This is a genomic window from Candidatus Rokuibacteriota bacterium (assembly GCA_030647435.1).
Taxonomy (GTDB): Bacteria; Methylomirabilota; Methylomirabilia; order Rokubacteriales; family CSP1-6; genus AR37.
In genome coordinates, this window is sequence record JAUSJX010000162.1 from 1 (window position 1) to 18,013 (window position 18,013).

The following is an 18,013-nucleotide window of genomic DNA, read 5'->3' on the forward strand; positions in this document are numbered from 1 at the left end:
GCGGCAGTTCGGGCGGCACGCCGGTGGCAGCCGGCCCGCCGCCGCCACCGCCGCCACCGCCACCACCGCCGCCGCCGCCGCCGCCGCCGCCGCCGCCGGGGGTGATTTCGGGCCAGAATCTAGTACTAGGTCCGAACGACACTCTCAAGACCTTCACCGGGATTACGAATAGTACGGACACCTCGCCGGCTGTCACGGTCACTAATTCGACGGTTAGTGGTCCAGACAATCTCATAAAGGTCGAGTCCGGGGCGAACGTGAGCCTGGCCGGCCAACTGCTTACAGTGAGCGGCCCGGCAGCGACGCCCAGCGCGCTGTCGGCCAACTCGAGCGTAGTAGACATCCGCGGCGCCATTTCGAGCACAAGCGCGAAGGCTTTCATCAACGTTGATCCCACCATCTTCACCACCGTCGATTTCCTCCGGATCGTGGGCGGAAGTCTGACGGTTGCCGGACCGCTCCTGACCGACGTTCAAGGGCTCTACGCCGTGGCCGGTGATTTCCTCTCGATCTCGGGTGGCGGCAGCCTGACCGGCTCCTCGTCGTCGACCCTCCTGCAGTTCGCGAACAGCAAGATCTTCGTCGGCGTCCCGGACGCCGACACGGCGAGCCGATTCTTTGCCCTGGATGGGACCGGCTCCAACGCCAATCTGGGGGGCTCTCTGGCCGGTCTGAGCAGCGGCAGCGTGCTCGCCGTCAACGGGGCTGCCGGATCCGCGGTCTTGGAGCTGGGTCCTGGGGCCAACTTGATGAGTCCCTCGGCCTCGCCGGTGTTGAGCCTGTCTGGCAGCACGCTCTCCCTGGGCGCTGGAGTGAAGGGGTTCCTGGCCAGTGGCGGCACGGCCACGGTGGGTGGGGCGCTCCTCAGGGCCAGCGGGGAGTCGACCGTGCTCGCCGATCAAACGATCCCGTTCGTGGACCTCTCGAACGCCACGGTGAATGTGAACGGCGCCCTGGTCCGGCTCGAGGGCGGCAGCATCCTGCAGAGCGGCGGCGTGAAGGTGACGGGCGGCTCACTCACGGCTGACTCCCTCCTGTCCACGGACGGTTCTGGTAACACGATCGCGATCGGCGGGACCTTCTTTGACCTGAGCAACACAACCGCGACGCTGCGAACACTGGTCGCTACGCCCGACAACAACACCGACACAGGGGCGATCGCCCTGGCGCTGAACCAGCCCGCCCTCCGGCTCTCCAGCAGCACCCTCACGCTCAGCGGCGTGAACGAGACCGCCATCGACCTCGGGGTGGATGTCGGCCCCGTGCCGACCGACCCCGGCGTCGCAGTCATCGCGAGCGGGACCACCGCGGCGCCCAGCACCCTCAACCTCAAGGGCACGCTGCTGGACTTCGGGGGGCTGAACGCCACGGCCACCCAGGCGATGGTCCAGCTCGGCCAGACCACGGTCAATCAGACGGGCACGACGAGCGACCTAATCTTCTTCATGGGGAGTAAGTCCGGGCTGGCGGACACCATGACGGGCCCGCTGCTGAGCGCGACGAACAGCACGATCAACACGAGCGGCCGGCTGGTCCACTTCAACGGCGGCAGCCTGACGAGCACCACGACGTCACCCTTCCTGTTCTTCGACCTGAGCACGGTGGCCAGCGCGCTCCAGATGATCCAGATAGACAACGGCTCGAACCTGAGTCTCAAGGGTGCCCTGTTGTCCGCGCAGAGCACGACGTTCAAGGTAGGTGACCCGGCGATCAACACCTACAGCCTCGTGAATATCCTCGACGGAGCCACGGTCGCGAGCACTGGCACCTCGCCACTGCTGGCTTTCGATGCTTCGAGTTTCGATGGCGCGACCATCCTGAGCGTCCGTCGGTCGCCCTCGACGAGCGCGCCGAGCACGCTCACACTGTCGGGTCCGCTCTTCTCCGCAGTCAACGGGAGCAGCTTCAATACGTCGAGCCTCGGCCTCGGCGCCGGCTGCTGCAGCGTGGTCAGCGTGACCCAGGGTGGCCGGCTCGTCGCCACGACCACGTCTCCCCTGGTCCAGATCAGTGGTTCGACGGTGAATGCGGGGCCGGACGCGCAGTCCGGAGGCAGCATCATCAGCCTCTCGGATACGTTCACGAACGCGCCGCCTGCCGAGCTCGTCGCCGCGGCCACCATGGGCTTGGCCGGCCCCCTGTTGAGCATCGACAACAGCAGCACGGTCACCGCCCTGTTTCATCTCCTGCGTGTGGGCAACTCCAGCTTGATCAGCACCAGTCCGGACGCTCTGATCCAGATCAGCGGGAGCACGGTGACGCTTGGGGGCACCGACCCGTTCACTCTCGCCACGAGTGCGGCGCGGCTCCTGAACCTGTCGATGTCTAACAGCAGCACGCCGGCGAGCCTGACGCTGAGCGGCCCGCTCTTCAGCGCCGTGAACTCCACCCTCGGCAGTACGGCGGAGCTGTTCGGCGTCTTCGGCGGCAACCTCGCCGTTACGGGGACAGCGAAGCCGCTGATCTCGTTCGATGGAGGGGCGGTGACCTCCGGCGCGACCATGATCCATGTCAACGGCTTATCGTCCGGAGTCTCGGTGCCCAGCCATGTCGAGCTATCGGACCCGTTGCTCTCGGTGACGGGCACCACGATCAACGCGCGAGGTAATCTGGTGCGCATCGCCGAGGGCGCGTCGCTTTCCAGCAGCACGACCAGCCCGCTAATAAGCTTCCAAGGAGGCAGCTACACCGGGGGACCCTTCCAATCGGTCACCGGAGCCTCACTGCTCCGGATGTTTTCGCAGGTAGGCCAGTCGCGCACGTCACTCTCCCTGGCCGGGCCATACGTCGCCGCCGCCGACGCCACGTTCATCAGCCCGGACGCCCCGCCCTTCAACATCGCCGACGGTGCCGTCATCACCAGCACGGGAGCCGGGCCGTTCGCCTCCTTCACGAGAGGCTCGGCCACCACGCAATCCAGCTTCTTCAACCTGGACAACAACACTTCGTTCGGCAGCCCGCCGACGGTCGGGAGCGGCGACCCGCCTGTCGTGTCGATCAGCGGGACACTCATCCGTGGCACCGATACCACGTTCACGACGCAGAACAGGGGGACATTTCTCCGGCTCAACAACGGGGTATCGCTCACTCAGACGGGCACATCGTCGCCGCTGGTCGACTTGATCGGCTCGTCCCCAGGGAGCGTCGTGCTTAGAGCGGACGGGGACTTTGCTGTCCTGACCGCGGCCTCGGGGCGCCCCGCGCCCGCGCTGAGCCTCAGCGGCCCGCTCCTCAACGTGCTGAACGGCACACTGAGGAACGGCGATCCCACGAGCAACACCAACAGCTTCATCTTCGTCGCCGACGGCGCCCAGTTCCAGAGCACGGGCGCCTCACCACTCCTGTCGTTCGACAGCACGAGCGTGGACACCGCCGCCGGCATCCTGGTTCTTCGCCGCTCCCCCTCGGCGAGCGCACCCAGCAAGCTCACGCTGTCGGGTCCGCTGTTCTCGGCGGTGAACGGGAGCAGCTTCAACACCACGAGTCTGGGCTTCCCGGGAGGTTCAGCCTGCTGCACTGGGTTCTTCATCGGTCAGGGGGCGCAGCTCTCGAGCACGAGCACAGCCGCCCTGATCCAGCTCGCCAACTCGACGTTCAGTTCGGGGCCCGACCTGCAGTCGGGGGGTGGCTTCTTCACCCTTACCGACACGGGCGGATTTCCTGGCGAAACTAACCCGCTCGTTGCTCCCTCGAGTGTGAGTCTCGGCGGCCCCTTCCTGAGTGCCAGCGGGAGCACGATCAGCGCCCTATTCAGCCTGTTGGGCGTGACGCGGTCCAGTCTCGTCAGCACCAGCACTGAACCGCTCGTCCAGCTCTCGAGCACCAGCATCAACCTGGGAGGGACTGATCCCTTCACCAAGTCTCCGACCTTTGGCTTTTTGTTAGTCGAGAATAGCGCGACCGGCGGCTCGAATGCCCCCACGACCGTTTCCCTCAAGGGCCCGTTCCTGCAGGCGGTCAATTCCACCCTCACGACCTCGGCTGCCGGCATCGGCGTCTTCAACGGTGCGAGCCTGGTGAGCAGCACGGCGTCTCCGTTCGTCCTGCTCGACAATACGTCGCTCACGACGGGAGCGGGGGCCGGAGGCGACTTCCTTAACGTCAGTGGCCTGGGCGGATCCACGGGGACCGCGACGTCGTCCGCCAGCTTCAATGGCCCGCTTCTCCTGGTGTCGAACGGGAGCAACGTCATTCTCCAGCGCGACGTGATTATTGGGTCGAACAACGCCACCATCACTGGGACCGGCTCTGTGCCGTTCATCCAGGTCATTGGAGGTAGCCTGACGGCGGGTCCCAACGGCGCCGTGGCCGGCCTACACAATGGGACCAGGCTGAATCTGGCCGGACCCCTCCTGAGCGTGGCCAGCACCCTAACCGCACCCGACGGTCTGGCCAATATCTCGAACGGTGGTCAGCTTACGGTGACGGGTTCGACCGACCCCTTGGTCTCCTTCTCGGGCGGGAGTGCAACCGTCGCCGGCAATTCCGGCTCGTCTATGTTCAACCTGCTGAGCACCGCCACGGCGGTGGATGCGAGGAGCGAGTTGACTCTGGGGACCGACCGGCCGATCCAGGGACCGCTCCAGCCGGACGCGACCCGGCCAGTTCTGACGTCGCTGCTGGAGACCTCCGGGGCCACCGTGGCGGGTCAGCGCGTCATGAACATCGACACGGCGCTCCTCGAGGCGACGGCGCCGCTGCTGAACCTGAAGGCGGGGAGCGTGATGACATCGAGCGTGGACGCCATCAACCTGAACAGCAGGGCGAACGTCTCACTCTCGGGCAGCGATCTGATCCGCTTGGACGGCAGCACGCTCAAAGTGAACAGCGGCTCCTTGGTGAACGTCAACGCGAGCAAGCTCACGGTAGGTGGGAATCTCGTGAACCTCCTCAACGGAGCGACACTCACCGTCTTCAACGGGCCGCTGATCACGGTAAGTGGCGGCGGTTTCGTCAACATCACCGGGGCGCTGATCGCCTTCAGCGGTTTGCCGGGCAACACGGTCAACGTCTCCAACGCGCTCCCCTTCGTCAACATCAACGGAATCCCCGTCGCGCTGACGGGAGGGGCGGCGGCCGGGAACGTCATCATCACGGGCACGCCGATCAAGAACCCCGCCTTGGGCACGATCACGCCCGGCAAGGCGCTGATCAAGGTCGACGGGCCAACCAGCAAGCTGACGATCAAGGGCCTATGACCTCCGCGCCCGACCGGCGAGGAGCTGAGCCGTACGGGGGCTGGACTAGTAGGTCCAGCCGAGGATGGCTGAGACGAAATTCCGACGGTACTGGAAGATGTCCAGATTCGAGTTGGCGAAGGTCGTCTGGTAACTGACGGTGAAGGTCAGGTTGGATGGCAGGGGCGTCACCACCGCGAAGACGTTCGTGTACTCCGTGTCGCGCCGCCGGATCGTGTTTGGGGCCTGGCTCGGGAGGAAGGCGTTCGTGTGCAGGTATTCGCGAAGGTGGACATCGAAGTCGTCCGTGAGACGAATACCGGACCACGGGAGCGTGTACTGTCCGCCCGCGAGCACCCGGCTGCCGTAATAACTGTAGTCGCGGCCCCGGCCGCGCGGCCCGTCGAGGTCATCGAAATCCCACTGGTAGCCGATCTTGATTTGATGCTGGTCGTTCGAGAAACGGAAGGCGTGAGTGAGGCCGACCATGTAATTGTCCCCATCACGCTTCTCGGGTCCCGGGGTGTTCGTCTCCTTGCCGTACCCCTTGTCCTGGTACCGGAGCTGCAGGGCGTCGAGGTTCCAGGAGTTGGGCAGGACGACGAGGCTAGGCACGACCGTGTGGCGCTGGACGAACCTGTCCCCGCCCAGCGTTAGGTAGTCATACGTGTACTGCAACGCCGCCTGGTAGGGCATCCCGCTGACTATCCCACGGTAGCTCGTGCCGAGCCCGCCCAGGTAATCCACGATGTTGAACTTGGTAATGTCGTTGTTGTAGGTCGAGAAGATCGAGGCGGTCGCCGTGGCATCCCAGCCGCCTTGGCGAAGAAAGGTGTAGTCGAGGCGGAGGGAACCCAGCTCGCCCAGGCTGGCCTGCCGGCGATTCCGCAGCAGGCCCACGAGCGGGTCCCGACCCTGCTGCGGGTTCACGACGACGTTGTCGTCGTAGAAGAAGCCCAGACGAACCTCCGCCCTCAAGCGACGCTCGCCTTCGCGGGCGGCCACGACCGCCCCACGAAGGCGCTCGGCCGGGCCGGTCAAAGGCGAGGCCGGCTGGAGCCGGAGGGCCTCGTCGAGTTCCGCAGTGGCCTGCTCCGGCAGCCCGAGAATCCCCAGCGCGAGCCCACTGTAGAAACGCGTGACCTGCTGAATATTAGGATCGGACGACGTCCCAGCCCGGAAGGCGCGCACAGCTCCCTGGTAGTCCTTGTTTCGATAGCGCATGAAGCCGACGTAGTAGCCGAGGCTGTCGAGGCGGGGGTTGGCCGCAAAAACCTGCTCGAGGAGCGGTTGAGCCTTATCGTACTGTTCCATTCCGAAGTAGAGGGCGCCGAGCTGGAAGGCGATGGCTTGGTCGCGCGGCTCGCGCTTGCGGGCCTGCTCGAGCGTCTCCACCGCCTGGTCATAGCGCTTGAGGGCAATGTTGCTGAGGCCGGCGTAGTACAGCGCCTCGACATTGTTCGGGTCGAGCTGGAGAGCTTGGCGGAAGCTCGTGAGCGCGTCCTCGTAGCGCTTCTCGTCGTACGCGAGGCTGCCGCGGGCGACAAAAACGGAGGCCTCGCCCTGCTGGGCCCAGGCCGAAGTGGTCAGGTACGTGAGAAGGACGAGGGAACACAGTACGGCCAGGGCCAGGCCGGTCGATTGACATCGGAGGTCCCTCGTTCCTTGCAGCTGCTGGCGCTGCATGGGCCCCCCTAAGAACGGTTAGATAGTTAGGGACGAGTAAAGGACTGAACGCATAGCCTCCTTCAGGTATCAGCCGGCTCCCAGTTTGTCAAGATATTCGTGCGCCTGCCTCCTTGACCTCGGGCTGGCCAAGTCTTACGCTAGGGCGGCCTATTACCCCCGTCCTCCAAGGCCCAGCCAGCGGGAGGTCCGGACATGACGTGCGCTCGGTGCCAGAAGAACAACCCCCTCGGCGCGCGATTCTGCGGTGCTTGCGGCACCCGGTTTGATGAACCCTGCCCAGCCTGCGGGCTTGCGAATCCGCCCGAGAATCGGTTCTGTCATGCGTGCGGCCTCTCGTTGGCGACCGGGGAGGTGAGGACGCGGGATGCCTCCCCTCGTTCCTATACCCCAAAGCACCTAGCCGACAAGATCCTCAGCACGCGCACAGCGCTCGAGGGCGAGCGGAAGCAGGTGACCGTGCTCTTCGCAGACATCGAGGACTTCACCGGGCTTGCCGGGCGTCTGGACCCCGAAGACGTGCACCTCCTCATGGATGAGGTCTTCGCGATCCTTCTGGAATCCGTCCATCGTTATGAGGGTACCGTCAATCAGTTTCTGGGCGACGGGATCATGGCGCTGTTTGGCGCGCCCGTAGCTCTCGAGGATCATGCGGTGCGAGCGGTGGGGGCAGCGCTCGACATCCACGACACCATCACGGCGCGAGCCGACGACTTCCGGACGCGCTTCGGTCACAGCCCGGCGCTCCGCATCGGCCTCAACTCCGGCCGCGTCGTGGTAGGGAAGATCGGCGATGACTTACGGATGGACTACACTGCACAGGGCGACACGGTCAACCTGGCCGCGCGCCTTCAGCAACTAGCCGAGGTGGGCACGGTGGCCATGGGGCCGGCGACGCACAGGCTGGTGGCTGATTCGGTCGAATGCGTTTCACTCGGCGCTTTCGCAGTAAAGGGCAGGGCGACGCCCATCGAGGTCTTCCGGCCCATTCAGATGCTCGAGCGGGGAGCGCTGTTGGGCATCTCGCCGACATCCGGATTGTCGCCGTTTGTGGGCCGGGAGGAAGAGCTGGCCGTCCTCCTCGAGATGTTCACTGCGGTGCGCGGGGGAGACTTTCAGACCGCCATCGTGACCGGCGAGGCGGGCGGCGGCAAGTCGCGACTCCTGCTCGAATTCAGGCGCCGGATCGACCACCCGGGGCTGCGGTGGTTCGTCGGGCACTGTGTGCCGTACGGGCGGTCGACTCCGTATCGGCCCATTGTGAAAATGCTCCGTGCGGCATGCGGCTTTCGTGAGAACGACTCGCCGGAGGCGGCTGCCCGAGCATTGGGCACGCTGCTGACTCCCTTGGGCGAGCGGCGCCAGGAGGTCGAGCCGGTGCTCCGGTACGTGCTCGGGCTCCAAGCCGCGGACACGGAACTGGCCCCCCTGTCCGCCGTTGACCGCCGGGCGGCCATCACCAGGGCACTGGACGCGGTCATCGAGGTGCTCGGGGCAGCGGGCCCGCTGGTCCTCGTCTGGGAGGACTGCCAGTGGCTCGACCCGGTTAGCGCGGAGTATCTCGCGCTGATCTCGCAGCGCTTGCCTCCTGGTCCGATCCTCTTCGTCCTGACCTTCCGCCCGGACGAGGCGACGGAACTGGCGGGACGTGCCGTCGGCGAGCGCGTCTTGCTCCGGCCCTTGAGTCCCCCCCAGGCCCAGACACTCGCCACCTATCTGGCCGGAGGACAGCTGTCGCCCGAATTGGTCACCCTCGTCGTGGATCGCGCGGGCGGCAATCCGCTCTTCATCGAAGAGGTGACGCGCTCACTAGTGGAGTCCGGCGCGGAGAGCATACCACCGACCGTTGAGGCCCTTCTCAAGGCTCGCATCGACCGGCTTGTCCCCAATCTCAAAGCGGCGCTGTGCACAGCCGCCGTGATCGGTCAGGAGTTCTCGAAGGCACTGCTGGAGCGGGTGCTGGACGACCCCAGCGACCTCGGAGCGACGATGCAGGAGCTCGTGAGCCTCGGGCTGATTACGGAGTCAGAGAGAACGACCGATGTCTTCCGGTTCCGCCAGCCGCTGCTTCAGGAGGTGGCCTACGAGGGCTGGCTCACGCATCGCCGCAATGCACTGCACAAGCTGATCGGTGAGACGATCGAGCAGATTTACCCGCACCGGCTGTTTGAGCACCTCGAGAAGCTGGCGCGGCACTTTACACGCTCGGAAGAGTGGGCTCGCGCCGTCCACTACGACCGGGCATCGGGTCGGAAGGCCACCACGCTGTGCGCGAATCGGGAAGCGATTCGGCGCTTCGAGCGAGCGAACGAGATGCTCCAGCGGCTGCCAGAGAGCCTGGAACGGGCCGGCCAGGCCATCGATATCCGCCTCGACCTGTGTTCCCCGAACCTCCAGCTCGGACGACTTGACGAGGTGTTGCGACTCTGCCGGGAAGCGGAGCCGCTGGCCAAGGCGCTGGGCGACCAACCGAGGCTAGCCCACGTGTACTCGCATTTGAGCAACTACCACTATCTCAAGGGCGAGCCCGACACGGCCACCGAGTACGGGCAGTTGTGCCTCACTATGTCCGGCGGCGCAAGCAACCCGTCGGTGCCGCACGCGCCCCGGCAGTATCTGGGAACGAGCTACCACGTTCTTGGGCGGTTTCAGGAAGCCACGGCGATTCTCAAGGAGCACATCGAGGCCATAGAGCATGGAGAGGAGTTCAAGCGTTTCGGACCCGACAATCTCTCCTATGTCTCCTCGTGCGGGTGGCTGGCCTTCACGCTCTCAGAGCTCGGGGACTTTCCGCGGGCCCACGAGATGGCCGCACGAGGCCACCAGGCCGCCGCCATGGCCAGGCACGCGTACGTGCAGGCCATCGCCACGACCTTCGCCGGCCTCGTCTGGCACACTCAGGGAGACATCGGCCGGGCTTTTCCGATTCTCAGGCAAAGTCTCAACATCTGTCTCGAGCACCAGCTGGTTGTGTGGCGCCCTATCGCGGGCGCGCTGCTGGGGCATGCCTCTGTGCTGCTTGGCCAAGTTTCAGATGGGCTCGACCTGCTCACCGAAGCGGCTGGGCTGACGGAGCAGTTGCAGGTCCGGGCATACCGGGCCCTCTGGGCTGGGCGCCTGGCGGAGGCGCTTTTGGTAGCGGGTCAGCTCCCGAAGGCCCACGAGACTGCCCGCCGCGCGCTGGAACTGGCCGTACAGCACAAGGAAGCAGGCAACCACGCCCGCGCGCTCGTCGTCCTCGGGACAATCTGTCTGCGACTTGGCCCGGCCACGTTTGACCAGGCTCACGACTACCTCCAGCAAGGACTCATTGAGTCCGAGCAGCTCCACATGCGCCCGCTTCTCGCGCGCTGCTACGACACCCTCGGGCGGCTGGCAAGCGAACGGGGTGATTCCGCGGCGGCCTCGCCCTTCCACGAAAGGTCGATCACAATCCAGAGGGAGCTAGGTTTGAATGCGTGGTGGGCGGCGCTCTTGATTCCGCCTCTATCGGTGGAGAAGCGGCCGGCAGACCTACGGCGATACCCGCGAACCGTCGTTGCGTGGCCGGTCACGGTTAAAACGGACCAACGAAGCTTCCGCCTGTTGACAGCGAACGTGAGCCAGCTTGGAGCGAAAGTCCCATTTGGCGAGCCTCTGGAAATTGGCACCCCGGCCCAGCTTCACTTCCAGCCTCCCGACGGGCGACCACTTGATGTGCAGGCCAGGGTGTCGCGCGCAGACTCTGACGGGCTGGTTTTTGCCTTCGCCAGCGCTCTGGGCGAAGGAGTCTTGCTCTCTTCGGAGCCCCCCTCGAGCGGCGCGGTCGTCGGGTGAGAAGTTCTAGGTGCAGTCTTCTCATGGTTTGAGGGGAGGCCCTATGAAGATTCCCGATGGTACCATCCCGCCGAGGATCCAGACGAGCAGCCGACCGTTCCGCCACACTCTTCTTGACACGACCTCGACAGCGCGCCGAATGTCATAATAGTCGGCGATGTTTCGTCTCGCGGTCGCCCTGTCCGTCCTCGCCGTCGCGCTCGCCGTCGCTTTCGACATCGCGACGCTCGTGCCCCACACGACCGTCCGGGTCACGTCGGTCGATGGCCGGCAGGCGATCGTTCCCCTGCAGGTGCCTAAGGCGTATGTGTGGGCCGATCCCAAGCTGGTCCGGACGTTGCTCGCCTCGGAGGTCTCCATCGCCAATCCGACGGCCGCGGGAGGGTTTGCGCCCGACGGGGTCTCGGCGGATCAGATCAAGGAGGTCGTGGTGGTACGGGGTCCCGACTATTGGTGGTGGGCGGACTCGCAGTTGACGGGTCCCGCGGTCGTGCTCGTCGTGTCGCTCTGGCTCGGGTTCTTCGTCCTGCGCCGGGTGGTGCGGCGGGTGGCGAGCTGAGCTGCCAGCGGGTTTAGCGGATCGCGAGCAGCGCCCGGAACTCTTCCAGCTCCGCGCGCGGAACATCGGGCCGGTCACGAAGCTTCGCGTAGACACGCGCGGGATCTTCCTCGACGGCCCGGCTCACCTTCGCAAAGAGCTTCACGATGCCCCGGGCTTCTCGATCGGCCTTGTTTTGGGCGATAGCGCTCCCGAGCTTGAGCACGCCACTCAAGATCCGGCTGTCGAGCTTGACGAAGCTGGCCACAACGCTCTTGACCAGAACCCGGCCTGGAGCTCCCGGGACGTACTGATAGTCGATGATCAGAAGCACCTCGCCATGGATCGCCGGCAGCAGCGCCATGTTATGCTGGCCACGCGTATAGATGACGCGCGTCCCGTCCGTCGCGTAGACCACCCAGAGCCGCCCCGTCGTCCCCCACCCTTCGTCAAAGAAGAGCCCCTCCGCCGTCGGCCAGATGCGCAGGCGCGTGATCCGGAGCGCCTGGGTCACATGGGTGGTGAAGGCGAGGTGATTCAGAAGATACTCAAAGATGTCGCGGCGGGCCAGGAACGGTTCCGCCTCGACGCGCGTCGCGATGGACGCGCCGGCGGCGACGCCGGTGAGCCGGCTGCGCTCGGCCGCCGGGATGTCCGGGGGCAGGCTCAGGACTGTGGAGTCGGCCGCGTCGTTCGATGCGGTCAGCAGGAGCGTCAGCCACACGGCCCCTGCGAGCGTCACGGTGACCCGGCGTGTCATCAGTTCCCCTTGGGGATTCCCGCGGCGCGAAGCCTGAGCGTCAGCCACTCCTGATTGAACATCACGTGCTTGACCGCGGGGGCCCAGCTCTCCTGAGTCCGGTACACCAGGTGGTACGTGCCGTCCGCCGCCCGGATCAGCGCCGGGTAGGAGAAGCGCAGGTCCGGCGCGCTCTCGAAGTCCCAAATCTTCGTGAAGCGCCGGCTGTTCCGCGAGTACGCCAGGCTGAGCGGGGTACGCTCCGTCGGAGAATCGTTGTACGCGAGGAGGATTCCCCCGTCGCCCGTGTTCACCGCGGCGACCGCCGAGTTCGAGTTTGGGAGCGCCAGTGCTTCGGGCTGGCTCCACCTGTCGCTCGCCTGGTCGTATTCGGACCTGAGCACGTGGGGCACGCGCGGGCTGGCCGACCTCAAGTAGGCGACGACCCGCCGCGGCTCGGCCCACACGAGCGCGGGCTGGAGATGATCGCCGCCCGGAATGCGGCGCGACTCGACCCCTTCGATTGCGCCGCGGTTGATTTTCAGCTCGAGGACGTAGCCGTGCGTGCCGAACAGCTCGTGATACACGGGGAGCAGGACGCGGCCGTCCGAGCCCAACGCCAGCGCGCTGTTCCTCGGCAGGTTGCCCCAGCCCGCCACCAGCCGACGGCTGGAGCCCCAGGTTTTTCCCAGGTCATGGGAAACCTTGTAGTCCACGTGTGAGCCGCTCCAGCCGAGCGGGGCGTCCACGGCGGCGTAGAAGAGCCAGAGGTAGCGCTGGTGATCGAGGAACAGAACCGGATTCCCCAAGGTCAGATTCTTGAGCCATGAGCCCCGCGCGCGCTCCCCGCGCTGCACGACCGGCCGCGGCCGCTCCCAGCTGCGGGAGCCGGGACCGGAGCGGCTGCAATAGATCTGCACATCCCTCGCCGTCTCCGGACTCCCCCCCGACCAGCATGCGAGGACGGTGCCGTCGGGAAGCGCGGCGAGCGTCGGCGCCTGATTCGAAAGCAGGATGCCCGGCGCGATCGTCCACTGCCACTCGTACCGCGGCTCAGCGAAGGCAGGCCCCGCCAGACAGGCCACGCCCAAGAGCGCCAGCAGGCAGAAGCGCTCACGCACGGTCGTGCAGAGGTAAGGCCCGACAGTGCGCTTCGCTCTGGCCGAAAGCCCCGTCGAGCAGCCGGGACACCTCGAGCGCCGTTCGCCTCCAGGTGAAGGCCGCGACCCGCCGCAGGCCCCGCTGCCGGAGATCCTCGCGAAGGTCGTTATCGGTCAGCGTACGGTACATGGCGTCCGCCAAACCGAGAGCATCGTAGGGGTCGACCATGAGGGCGGCGTCTCCCGCGACCTCAGGCAGCGAGGACGCGCTGGCCGTGATGACGGGCGTCCCACAGGCCATCGCTTCGAGCACGGGGAGGCCGAACCCTTCACCGAGCGAAGGGAGCACGAGGCACGCGGCATCCGAGTAGAGCTGGCGAAGACTGTCCTCGCCCGTGTAGCCCGCGAATGCGACGGCATCGCGAAGTCCGAGGCTCTCGATCCGTTCTCGCAGGAGTCGCGCATGGGCCGGGCGGCCTTCCCCGCGGATGATCAGCCTGCACGGAAGACGCCGGCGAAGCAGCGCAAAGGCATCGAGAAGGCGCGGGAGGTTCTTATGCGGCAGCAGATTGCCGACGTACAGGATATACGGATCCTGCCGAGTCCGCGGCGACGAGTTGGGCCGGCTGCAGAAGAACGCGCTCGAGTCGTATCCCGGATAGATGACCTTGACCTTGCCGGCGGGAACGTCATAGTGGTCGAGAATATCACTGCGCGTGTGCTCGGAGTCCGCAATCACGAGGCGCGAATCATGGAGGATCCGCGGAACGAGGAAGCGAAAGTAGTACTGCTGGCGCGGGTATTCAGGCGGGAACCTCAGAGGCAATAGATCGTGAACCACCGTGACCTGAGGAACCGGCGAGCGCAGGACCCCTTCCGGTACGGTGTTCAGAAGCCCCTGCGCGCGGGTCTTCGACAGCCACAGCCGGAGCGCGCCCTGAAGCCACAAGAGGCGGATGAGGTGTCCCCGAGCTCCATAGTCCGGGCGTGTGGCCCGGGGCACTCTCCCTGTCCTGGCTCGAAGGGATCCGAATGCGCCGCCGGAAGACGTGTAAACGAAGAAGTCGTTGCGGATCTCGTCCAGCGCGCGGATGAGCTTGATGGAATAGATGCCGAGTCCGGTTGGGTTGCCTCCGACGATGGACGCGTTGATCGCCAGCCTGGCGTCAGCCGTCATCGCCGTCCCGGTGACTCGATCGGGGAGCGCGGGCCCTCCGGTAGATCGCCGCCGTTGCCTCCACCATGAGCCCGATTCCGAATTCCTCGAGGGCGCGCCGCCGGCCGGCCTCGCCCATCGCTCTGCGCCGAGCAGGGTCGGAGATGAGCGACAGGATCGCATCCGCCAGCGCGGCGCTGTCGTTGGGAGGCACCAGGAGGCCGGTCTTGCCGTGGGTCACGACGTCACGATGGCCGGGCACGTCGGTGGCGACGACAGCGAGGCCGGAGCACATCGCTTCGACGAGAGACAAGGGCAGCCCCTCCTTCTGCGATGCGCTGACGTACAGATCGAGGACGGGGTAGACCCGGGCCGGGTTCTCCAAGAAGCCGGTGAAGATGACGCGGTCCTGCAGGCCCATGTCGAACGCCAACCGCCGGATCCGCTCCTCTTCCGTACCGGCCCCCACCAGGAGGAGGGTCGCCCGCGGGAGGCGCCCGACCAGCCGGTGGAACGCCGCCAGGAGAACGTCAAGCCGCTTGATCGGGTCGAAGCGGCTGATGCATCCGAGTACAATGTCGTCCGCGCCAAGTCCCAATGTCTCGCGGCGGACGGGAGATCCCGAAGTCGCTCGACCGGTCTCCTCAAGAGCAATGCCGTTGACGACGACCGCGTTCTGCTCGGCTTTGAAGAGCCGGAGGCTGAGCCCCTCGACGCTTTGGGAGGCGGACACGTTGATGATCGTGCGGCTGAGGCGCGAGAGCCGCCGCTCGAGTGCCAGGTAGAGCCACCGGCCTATCCGCGAGTAGCTGGCGTAGTGAATGCCGTGGAAGGTATGGACGGCCGACACCCCCGCCCACCAAGCGGCCAGCCGGCCGTAGAAGCCCGGCCCTTTGCCGTGGGTGTGGACAACCGCGATGTCGAATTGACGGATCAGGCGAATGGCGAGCAGTAGGTGACGGAGGCTCAAGCGGCTCGGCGGGAACTCCACGACTCGGAGCCCGAGAGCCTGGAAGCGTTCGAAGAAGATCCCGTCGCGCGGTGCGCCGACCACCACCTCGAACTCGCTCTTGGGAAGCTCGCGCACGAAGTCATAGACCTGCTTCGGGCCACCGCCGGGGGTGGAGGTGGGCAGCAGCTCGAGGACGGCGATGCGGCCGCTCATGTGAGCCAGGGGCTTCTGCCTCCCCAGCTCCGCGTGGAGATCGCCTGTTCAGCCATTACGTGGTGCCGAAGGGGGGATTCGTTCGGGCGCGAACTGGAGAATCCTTCCGTTACGGCGAGTCTGCCAAGCTTTATAGGTACTTCGGTCTGTCGGACAAGTGACATGGAGTAGCTCCTCGATAGCGCAGTTCAGCCTCGGTGTACTCCCATTTTACTCCCGGTCCATACTCAGCCGGGTCATGGCCTCAAGTTCACGGGGCGAGGCCGAGACGGAGGGTATGTGAGGCGACTTACATTACCCCTCGACGCCGATGCCGAGTCGCGATAAGTCGCTGCTTTTGATCGTCGCCTCGAAACCACTTGTAGGCTAACAGGCTGCTCAAGTTTCTCTTGTAGATCACGGCCTGATTGGGTGGCACGGTGGTCCCAGCGGGGCCGTCGATAGCCCTTCGAACCCACGAGTGCGCGGGCGCCGCGAGACGCCCGTACAGCCCCGCGCCTTTACCATGGGAGTGGACGAGCCCGATCCGCTTCCCGCTCACGATTCGCCGGACCGTGCCGAGCGCGCGGAGCGAGAGCCTGTCGGTCGCGCACGCGACGAAGGCGGCGCCCGCCGCGCGGAAGCGCTCGGCATAGGCGCTGGATCACCAGCGGCTCGGGCAGGTTCGCGAGCCGCGTGAGCCCGCTCACTCGCATCCAGAGATCGTAGTCCTGCGCCACCGGGAAGCTCGGGTCATAGCCGCCCGCCCGCTCCACGACATCCCGACGCGCCATCACGGAGAAGTGCACGAAGGGATTGCGGCGGATGAGCGCGCGACGGATGGCGGCGGCGGCGGCCGGCGGCCGCACGACGGCCACAGGGAGTCCCGAGGCATCCACCTCGCGGGCGCCCGTGCCCAGCAGGCCGACCTGGGGATGGGCGTCGAGGAAATCCCGCTGACGCTCGAGGCGCTCGGGCAGCGCCTGGTCGTCGGCGTCGAGCCGCGCCAGGAGCGGCGCCCGCGCGAGCCCGAGCGCGCGGGCGAGCGATCCCGTCAGCCCCTCGCGGACCCGCAGGCGCTCGACCCGCAGCCGCGCGTCGCGGACCGCGCCGAGGAGATCCGGGGTCGCGTCGTCGATCACGATCAGCTCCAGGTCGGGCGCCGTCTGGGACAGCACGCTCAGGACGGCCTCCCGCACCCAGGGAGCGCCGTTGCGCAGCCCATGAGCACCGATACGGCGGGAGGCGTCACGGCGCCGGCGCGCCCCGGCGCCGGGCCTCGACGGCCAGGACGCCCGCGAAGTGGCGGATGACCGGGACGCGGCCGAGGCACCCCTGCCGGCACAGGCCGGCGATCTCGCGGTGCGTGAGGCCATCATGGGTGGCCCAGTTCATCTCGTCCGAGATTGTGCCCGAATCGTGCCGAACTCGGGCGCACTCAAGCTCATCACGGTTCACGTCCTGAATTCGTGCGTGTGGATTGCGGATGCCATGGCCTATCCTACGGGTCGTGTCCCGCCGAAAGTGAGCTCGACGGCTCCGCGAGGGGCACGCGACCAACCACCACGAACGGCACCGCCATTATCGTCCAGGCGACCATCACCACCTCGGTGACCTGCCCCCAGATGATGTACCAGCCGCTATGTTCGTCCAACGCAGCGGGGACCTGCCCCTTGAAACTAGACCGCGCAATGCTTCGAGGGCAGCGAGCTCCTCCAGGTGCACGGCCGCGAACCGGAGCTTCGCCTCCGTGCGGCTTCAGAGCGCTTTTGCCCGTTGCTCGTCCATGGACCTCAACGCTGACACTCAGCGGCCGACGCCGCCGCTCCGCTGACGCATCGGGTTAGATTGAGCAGGCATCACCTACCGCCCAACCCAATATCCGGGCCGGCGTCGCGCGTGCGCAACGGCCAGACCCTGGACGCGGCTCTCCACTTCGCGGAAGACAACGAAGAAGAGGGAAGCGGTGGAGAAGGTATCGACGCGTGTCGCCGAGGTAAGGTGGCCACCGGCGCGGCGCCTCCTCGATTCTCTCGATGGCCGAATCGGGCTCCGCCATGAACGCCTCGGCCACCTCGGCATTCCGAGCCTCGTACCACCCTCGGGCCGCACGTGCTTCCGCGATCGCTTCAGGATGAACCCAGGCGCTCGCGCCTGGCACTACTGGCCGAGGATCATGCGGCGAGCTTCAGGCCACGGTACTGGCGCAACCGCTCCCGAGTCCAATTCGCGGATTCGCTTGGCAATCTCCGCGGCCCAGGCAGCCTCCGCGCCCTCGTCGACGTCGTCCTCGAGACTCTCCAACAGGGAGGCTGCGAGCGCAGCCCGCGCCTCCGGCGACAACCTCAGCGCTTCCTCCAAGAGCTTTGCGGGATCTGGCTTCATGTACGGATTCTACTCCGTAGCCTCGTGCAGGCGCTACAATCTGACGAATCAGGCGATCAGCCGCGGCCGCAGGCCGCCGGCTGAAGCGGTTCCCATGTTCCCAGCCGCGTTGCGGCCGCAGCTTAGCTCGGACTTCCAAGTAACATCATCACGCGGGTGAACCGGCAGGGGGTGAGACGTCCGCGGTTTTGGTGAGGGTGTAGCCGAGTTCCTGGGCCCGGCGCATGAGCTGGGAGACGACACGGCTCTGGTAGCGGCGCTCGTAGTAATCC

Annotated in this window: 13 protein-coding genes; 3 read left to right on the forward strand and 10 right to left on the reverse strand. The window is 66.2% G+C overall.

Features of this window, described 5'->3' with window-relative positions:
• The coding region (locus tag Q7W02_27845) for a hypothetical protein (GenBank protein MDO8479940.1) at positions 1–196 on the reverse strand (196 nt) is incomplete at its 3' end.
• 61 nt (positions 197–257) lie between these two features.
• Between Q7W02_27845 and Q7W02_27850 the strand changes: the two genes are divergently transcribed.
• Complete coding sequence (locus tag Q7W02_27850; GenBank protein ID MDO8479941.1) at positions 258–5,198, forward strand: hypothetical protein; 4,941 nt, start codon at positions 258–260, stop codon at positions 5,196–5,198.
• A 45-nt stretch (positions 5,199–5,243) separates the two neighbouring features.
• On the opposite strand, the gene Q7W02_27855 is transcribed toward Q7W02_27850, so the two are convergent.
• The gene (locus Q7W02_27855; protein ID MDO8479942.1) at positions 5,244–6,863 is read right to left on the reverse strand and encodes a tetratricopeptide repeat protein; all 1,620 of its coding nucleotides are present in this window, start codon (positions 6,861–6,863) and stop codon (positions 5,244–5,246) included.
• 354 nt (positions 6,864–7,217) lie between these two features.
• On the opposite strand from Q7W02_27855, the gene Q7W02_27860 reads away from it, so the two are divergent.
• Positions 7,218–10,679 (forward strand): adenylate/guanylate cyclase domain-containing protein, encoded by a 3,462-nt coding sequence (locus tag Q7W02_27860; protein ID MDO8479943.1) that lies wholly within the window; start codon positions 7,218–7,220, stop codon positions 10,677–10,679.
• Between the two features lie 157 nt (positions 10,680–10,836).
• Positions 10,837–11,238 (forward strand): hypothetical protein, encoded by a 402-nt coding sequence (locus tag Q7W02_27865; GenBank protein MDO8479944.1) that lies wholly within the window; start codon positions 10,837–10,839, stop codon positions 11,236–11,238.
• Between the two features lie 13 nt (positions 11,239–11,251).
• Here Q7W02_27865 and Q7W02_27870 read toward each other — a convergent pair whose 3' ends face one another.
• The 8 genes from Q7W02_27870 to Q7W02_27905 all read right to left on the reverse strand — a co-directional run bounded on the left by Q7W02_27870 (position 11,252) and on the right by Q7W02_27905 (position 17,741).
• The gene (locus tag Q7W02_27870) at positions 11,252–11,977 is read right to left on the reverse strand and encodes a hypothetical protein (GenBank protein ID MDO8479945.1); all 726 of its coding nucleotides are present in this window, start codon (positions 11,975–11,977) and stop codon (positions 11,252–11,254) included.
• Entirely contained in the window at positions 11,977–13,077 is a 1,101-nt protein-coding gene (locus Q7W02_27875; protein MDO8479946.1) for a sialidase family protein, read from the reverse strand. Before Q7W02_27875 ends, Q7W02_27870 begins: the two co-directional genes overlap by 1 nt.
• Positions 13,070–14,233: a glycosyltransferase family 1 protein gene (locus tag Q7W02_27880; GenBank protein MDO8479947.1), complete on the reverse strand. Its 1,164-nt coding sequence runs from the start codon at positions 14,231–14,233 to the stop codon at positions 13,070–13,072. The genes Q7W02_27875 and Q7W02_27880 overlap by 8 nt, the downstream gene beginning before the upstream one ends.
• Complete coding sequence (locus Q7W02_27885; GenBank protein MDO8479948.1) at positions 14,223–15,377, reverse strand: glycosyltransferase family 4 protein; 1,155 nt, start codon at positions 15,375–15,377, stop codon at positions 14,223–14,225. Before Q7W02_27885 ends, Q7W02_27880 begins: the two co-directional genes overlap by 11 nt.
• Positions 15,378–15,877: 500 nt before the next feature.
• Entirely contained in the window at positions 15,878–16,591 is a 714-nt protein-coding gene (locus Q7W02_27890; protein MDO8479949.1) for a glycosyltransferase, read from the reverse strand.
• 13 nt (positions 16,592–16,604) lie between these two features.
• Positions 16,605–16,751 (reverse strand): hypothetical protein, encoded by a 147-nt coding sequence (locus Q7W02_27895; GenBank protein MDO8479950.1) that lies wholly within the window; start codon positions 16,749–16,751, stop codon positions 16,605–16,607.
• Positions 16,752–16,857: 106 nt separating this feature from the next.
• Complete coding sequence (locus Q7W02_27900; GenBank protein ID MDO8479951.1) at positions 16,858–17,010, reverse strand: hypothetical protein; 153 nt, start codon at positions 17,008–17,010, stop codon at positions 16,858–16,860.
• Positions 17,011–17,516: 506 nt separating this feature from the next.
• Entirely contained in the window at positions 17,517–17,741 is a 225-nt protein-coding gene (locus Q7W02_27905; GenBank protein MDO8479952.1) for an addiction module protein, read from the reverse strand.
• Positions 17,742–18,013: the final 272 nt, after the last annotated feature.

Excerpts from the sequence above, each read along its gene's own strand:
- Q7W02_27855 (MDO8479942.1), bottom strand. The coding sequence starts at position 6,863 with ATGCAGCGCCAGCAGCTGCAAGGAACGAGGGACCTCCGATGTCAATCG.
- Q7W02_27865 (MDO8479944.1), top strand. The coding sequence starts at position 10,837 with ATGTTTCGTCTCGCGGTCGCCCTGTCCGTCCTCGCCGTCGCGCTCGCC.
- Q7W02_27870 (MDO8479945.1), bottom strand. The coding sequence starts at position 11,977 with ATGACACGCCGGGTCACCGTGACGCTCGCAGGGGCCGTGTGGCTGACG.
- Q7W02_27880 (MDO8479947.1), bottom strand. The coding sequence starts at position 14,233 with ATGACGGCTGACGCCAGGCTGGCGATCAACGCGTCCATCGTCGGAGGC.
- Q7W02_27885 (MDO8479948.1), bottom strand. The coding sequence starts at position 15,377 with ATGAGCGGCCGCATCGCCGTCCTCGAGCTGCTGCCCACCTCCACCCCC.
- Q7W02_27895 (MDO8479950.1), bottom strand. The coding sequence starts at position 16,751 with ATGAACTGGGCCACCCATGATGGCCTCACGCACCGCGAGATCGCCGGC.
- Q7W02_27905 (MDO8479952.1), bottom strand. The coding sequence starts at position 17,741 with ATGAAGCCAGATCCCGCAAAGCTCTTGGAGGAAGCGCTGAGGTTGTCG.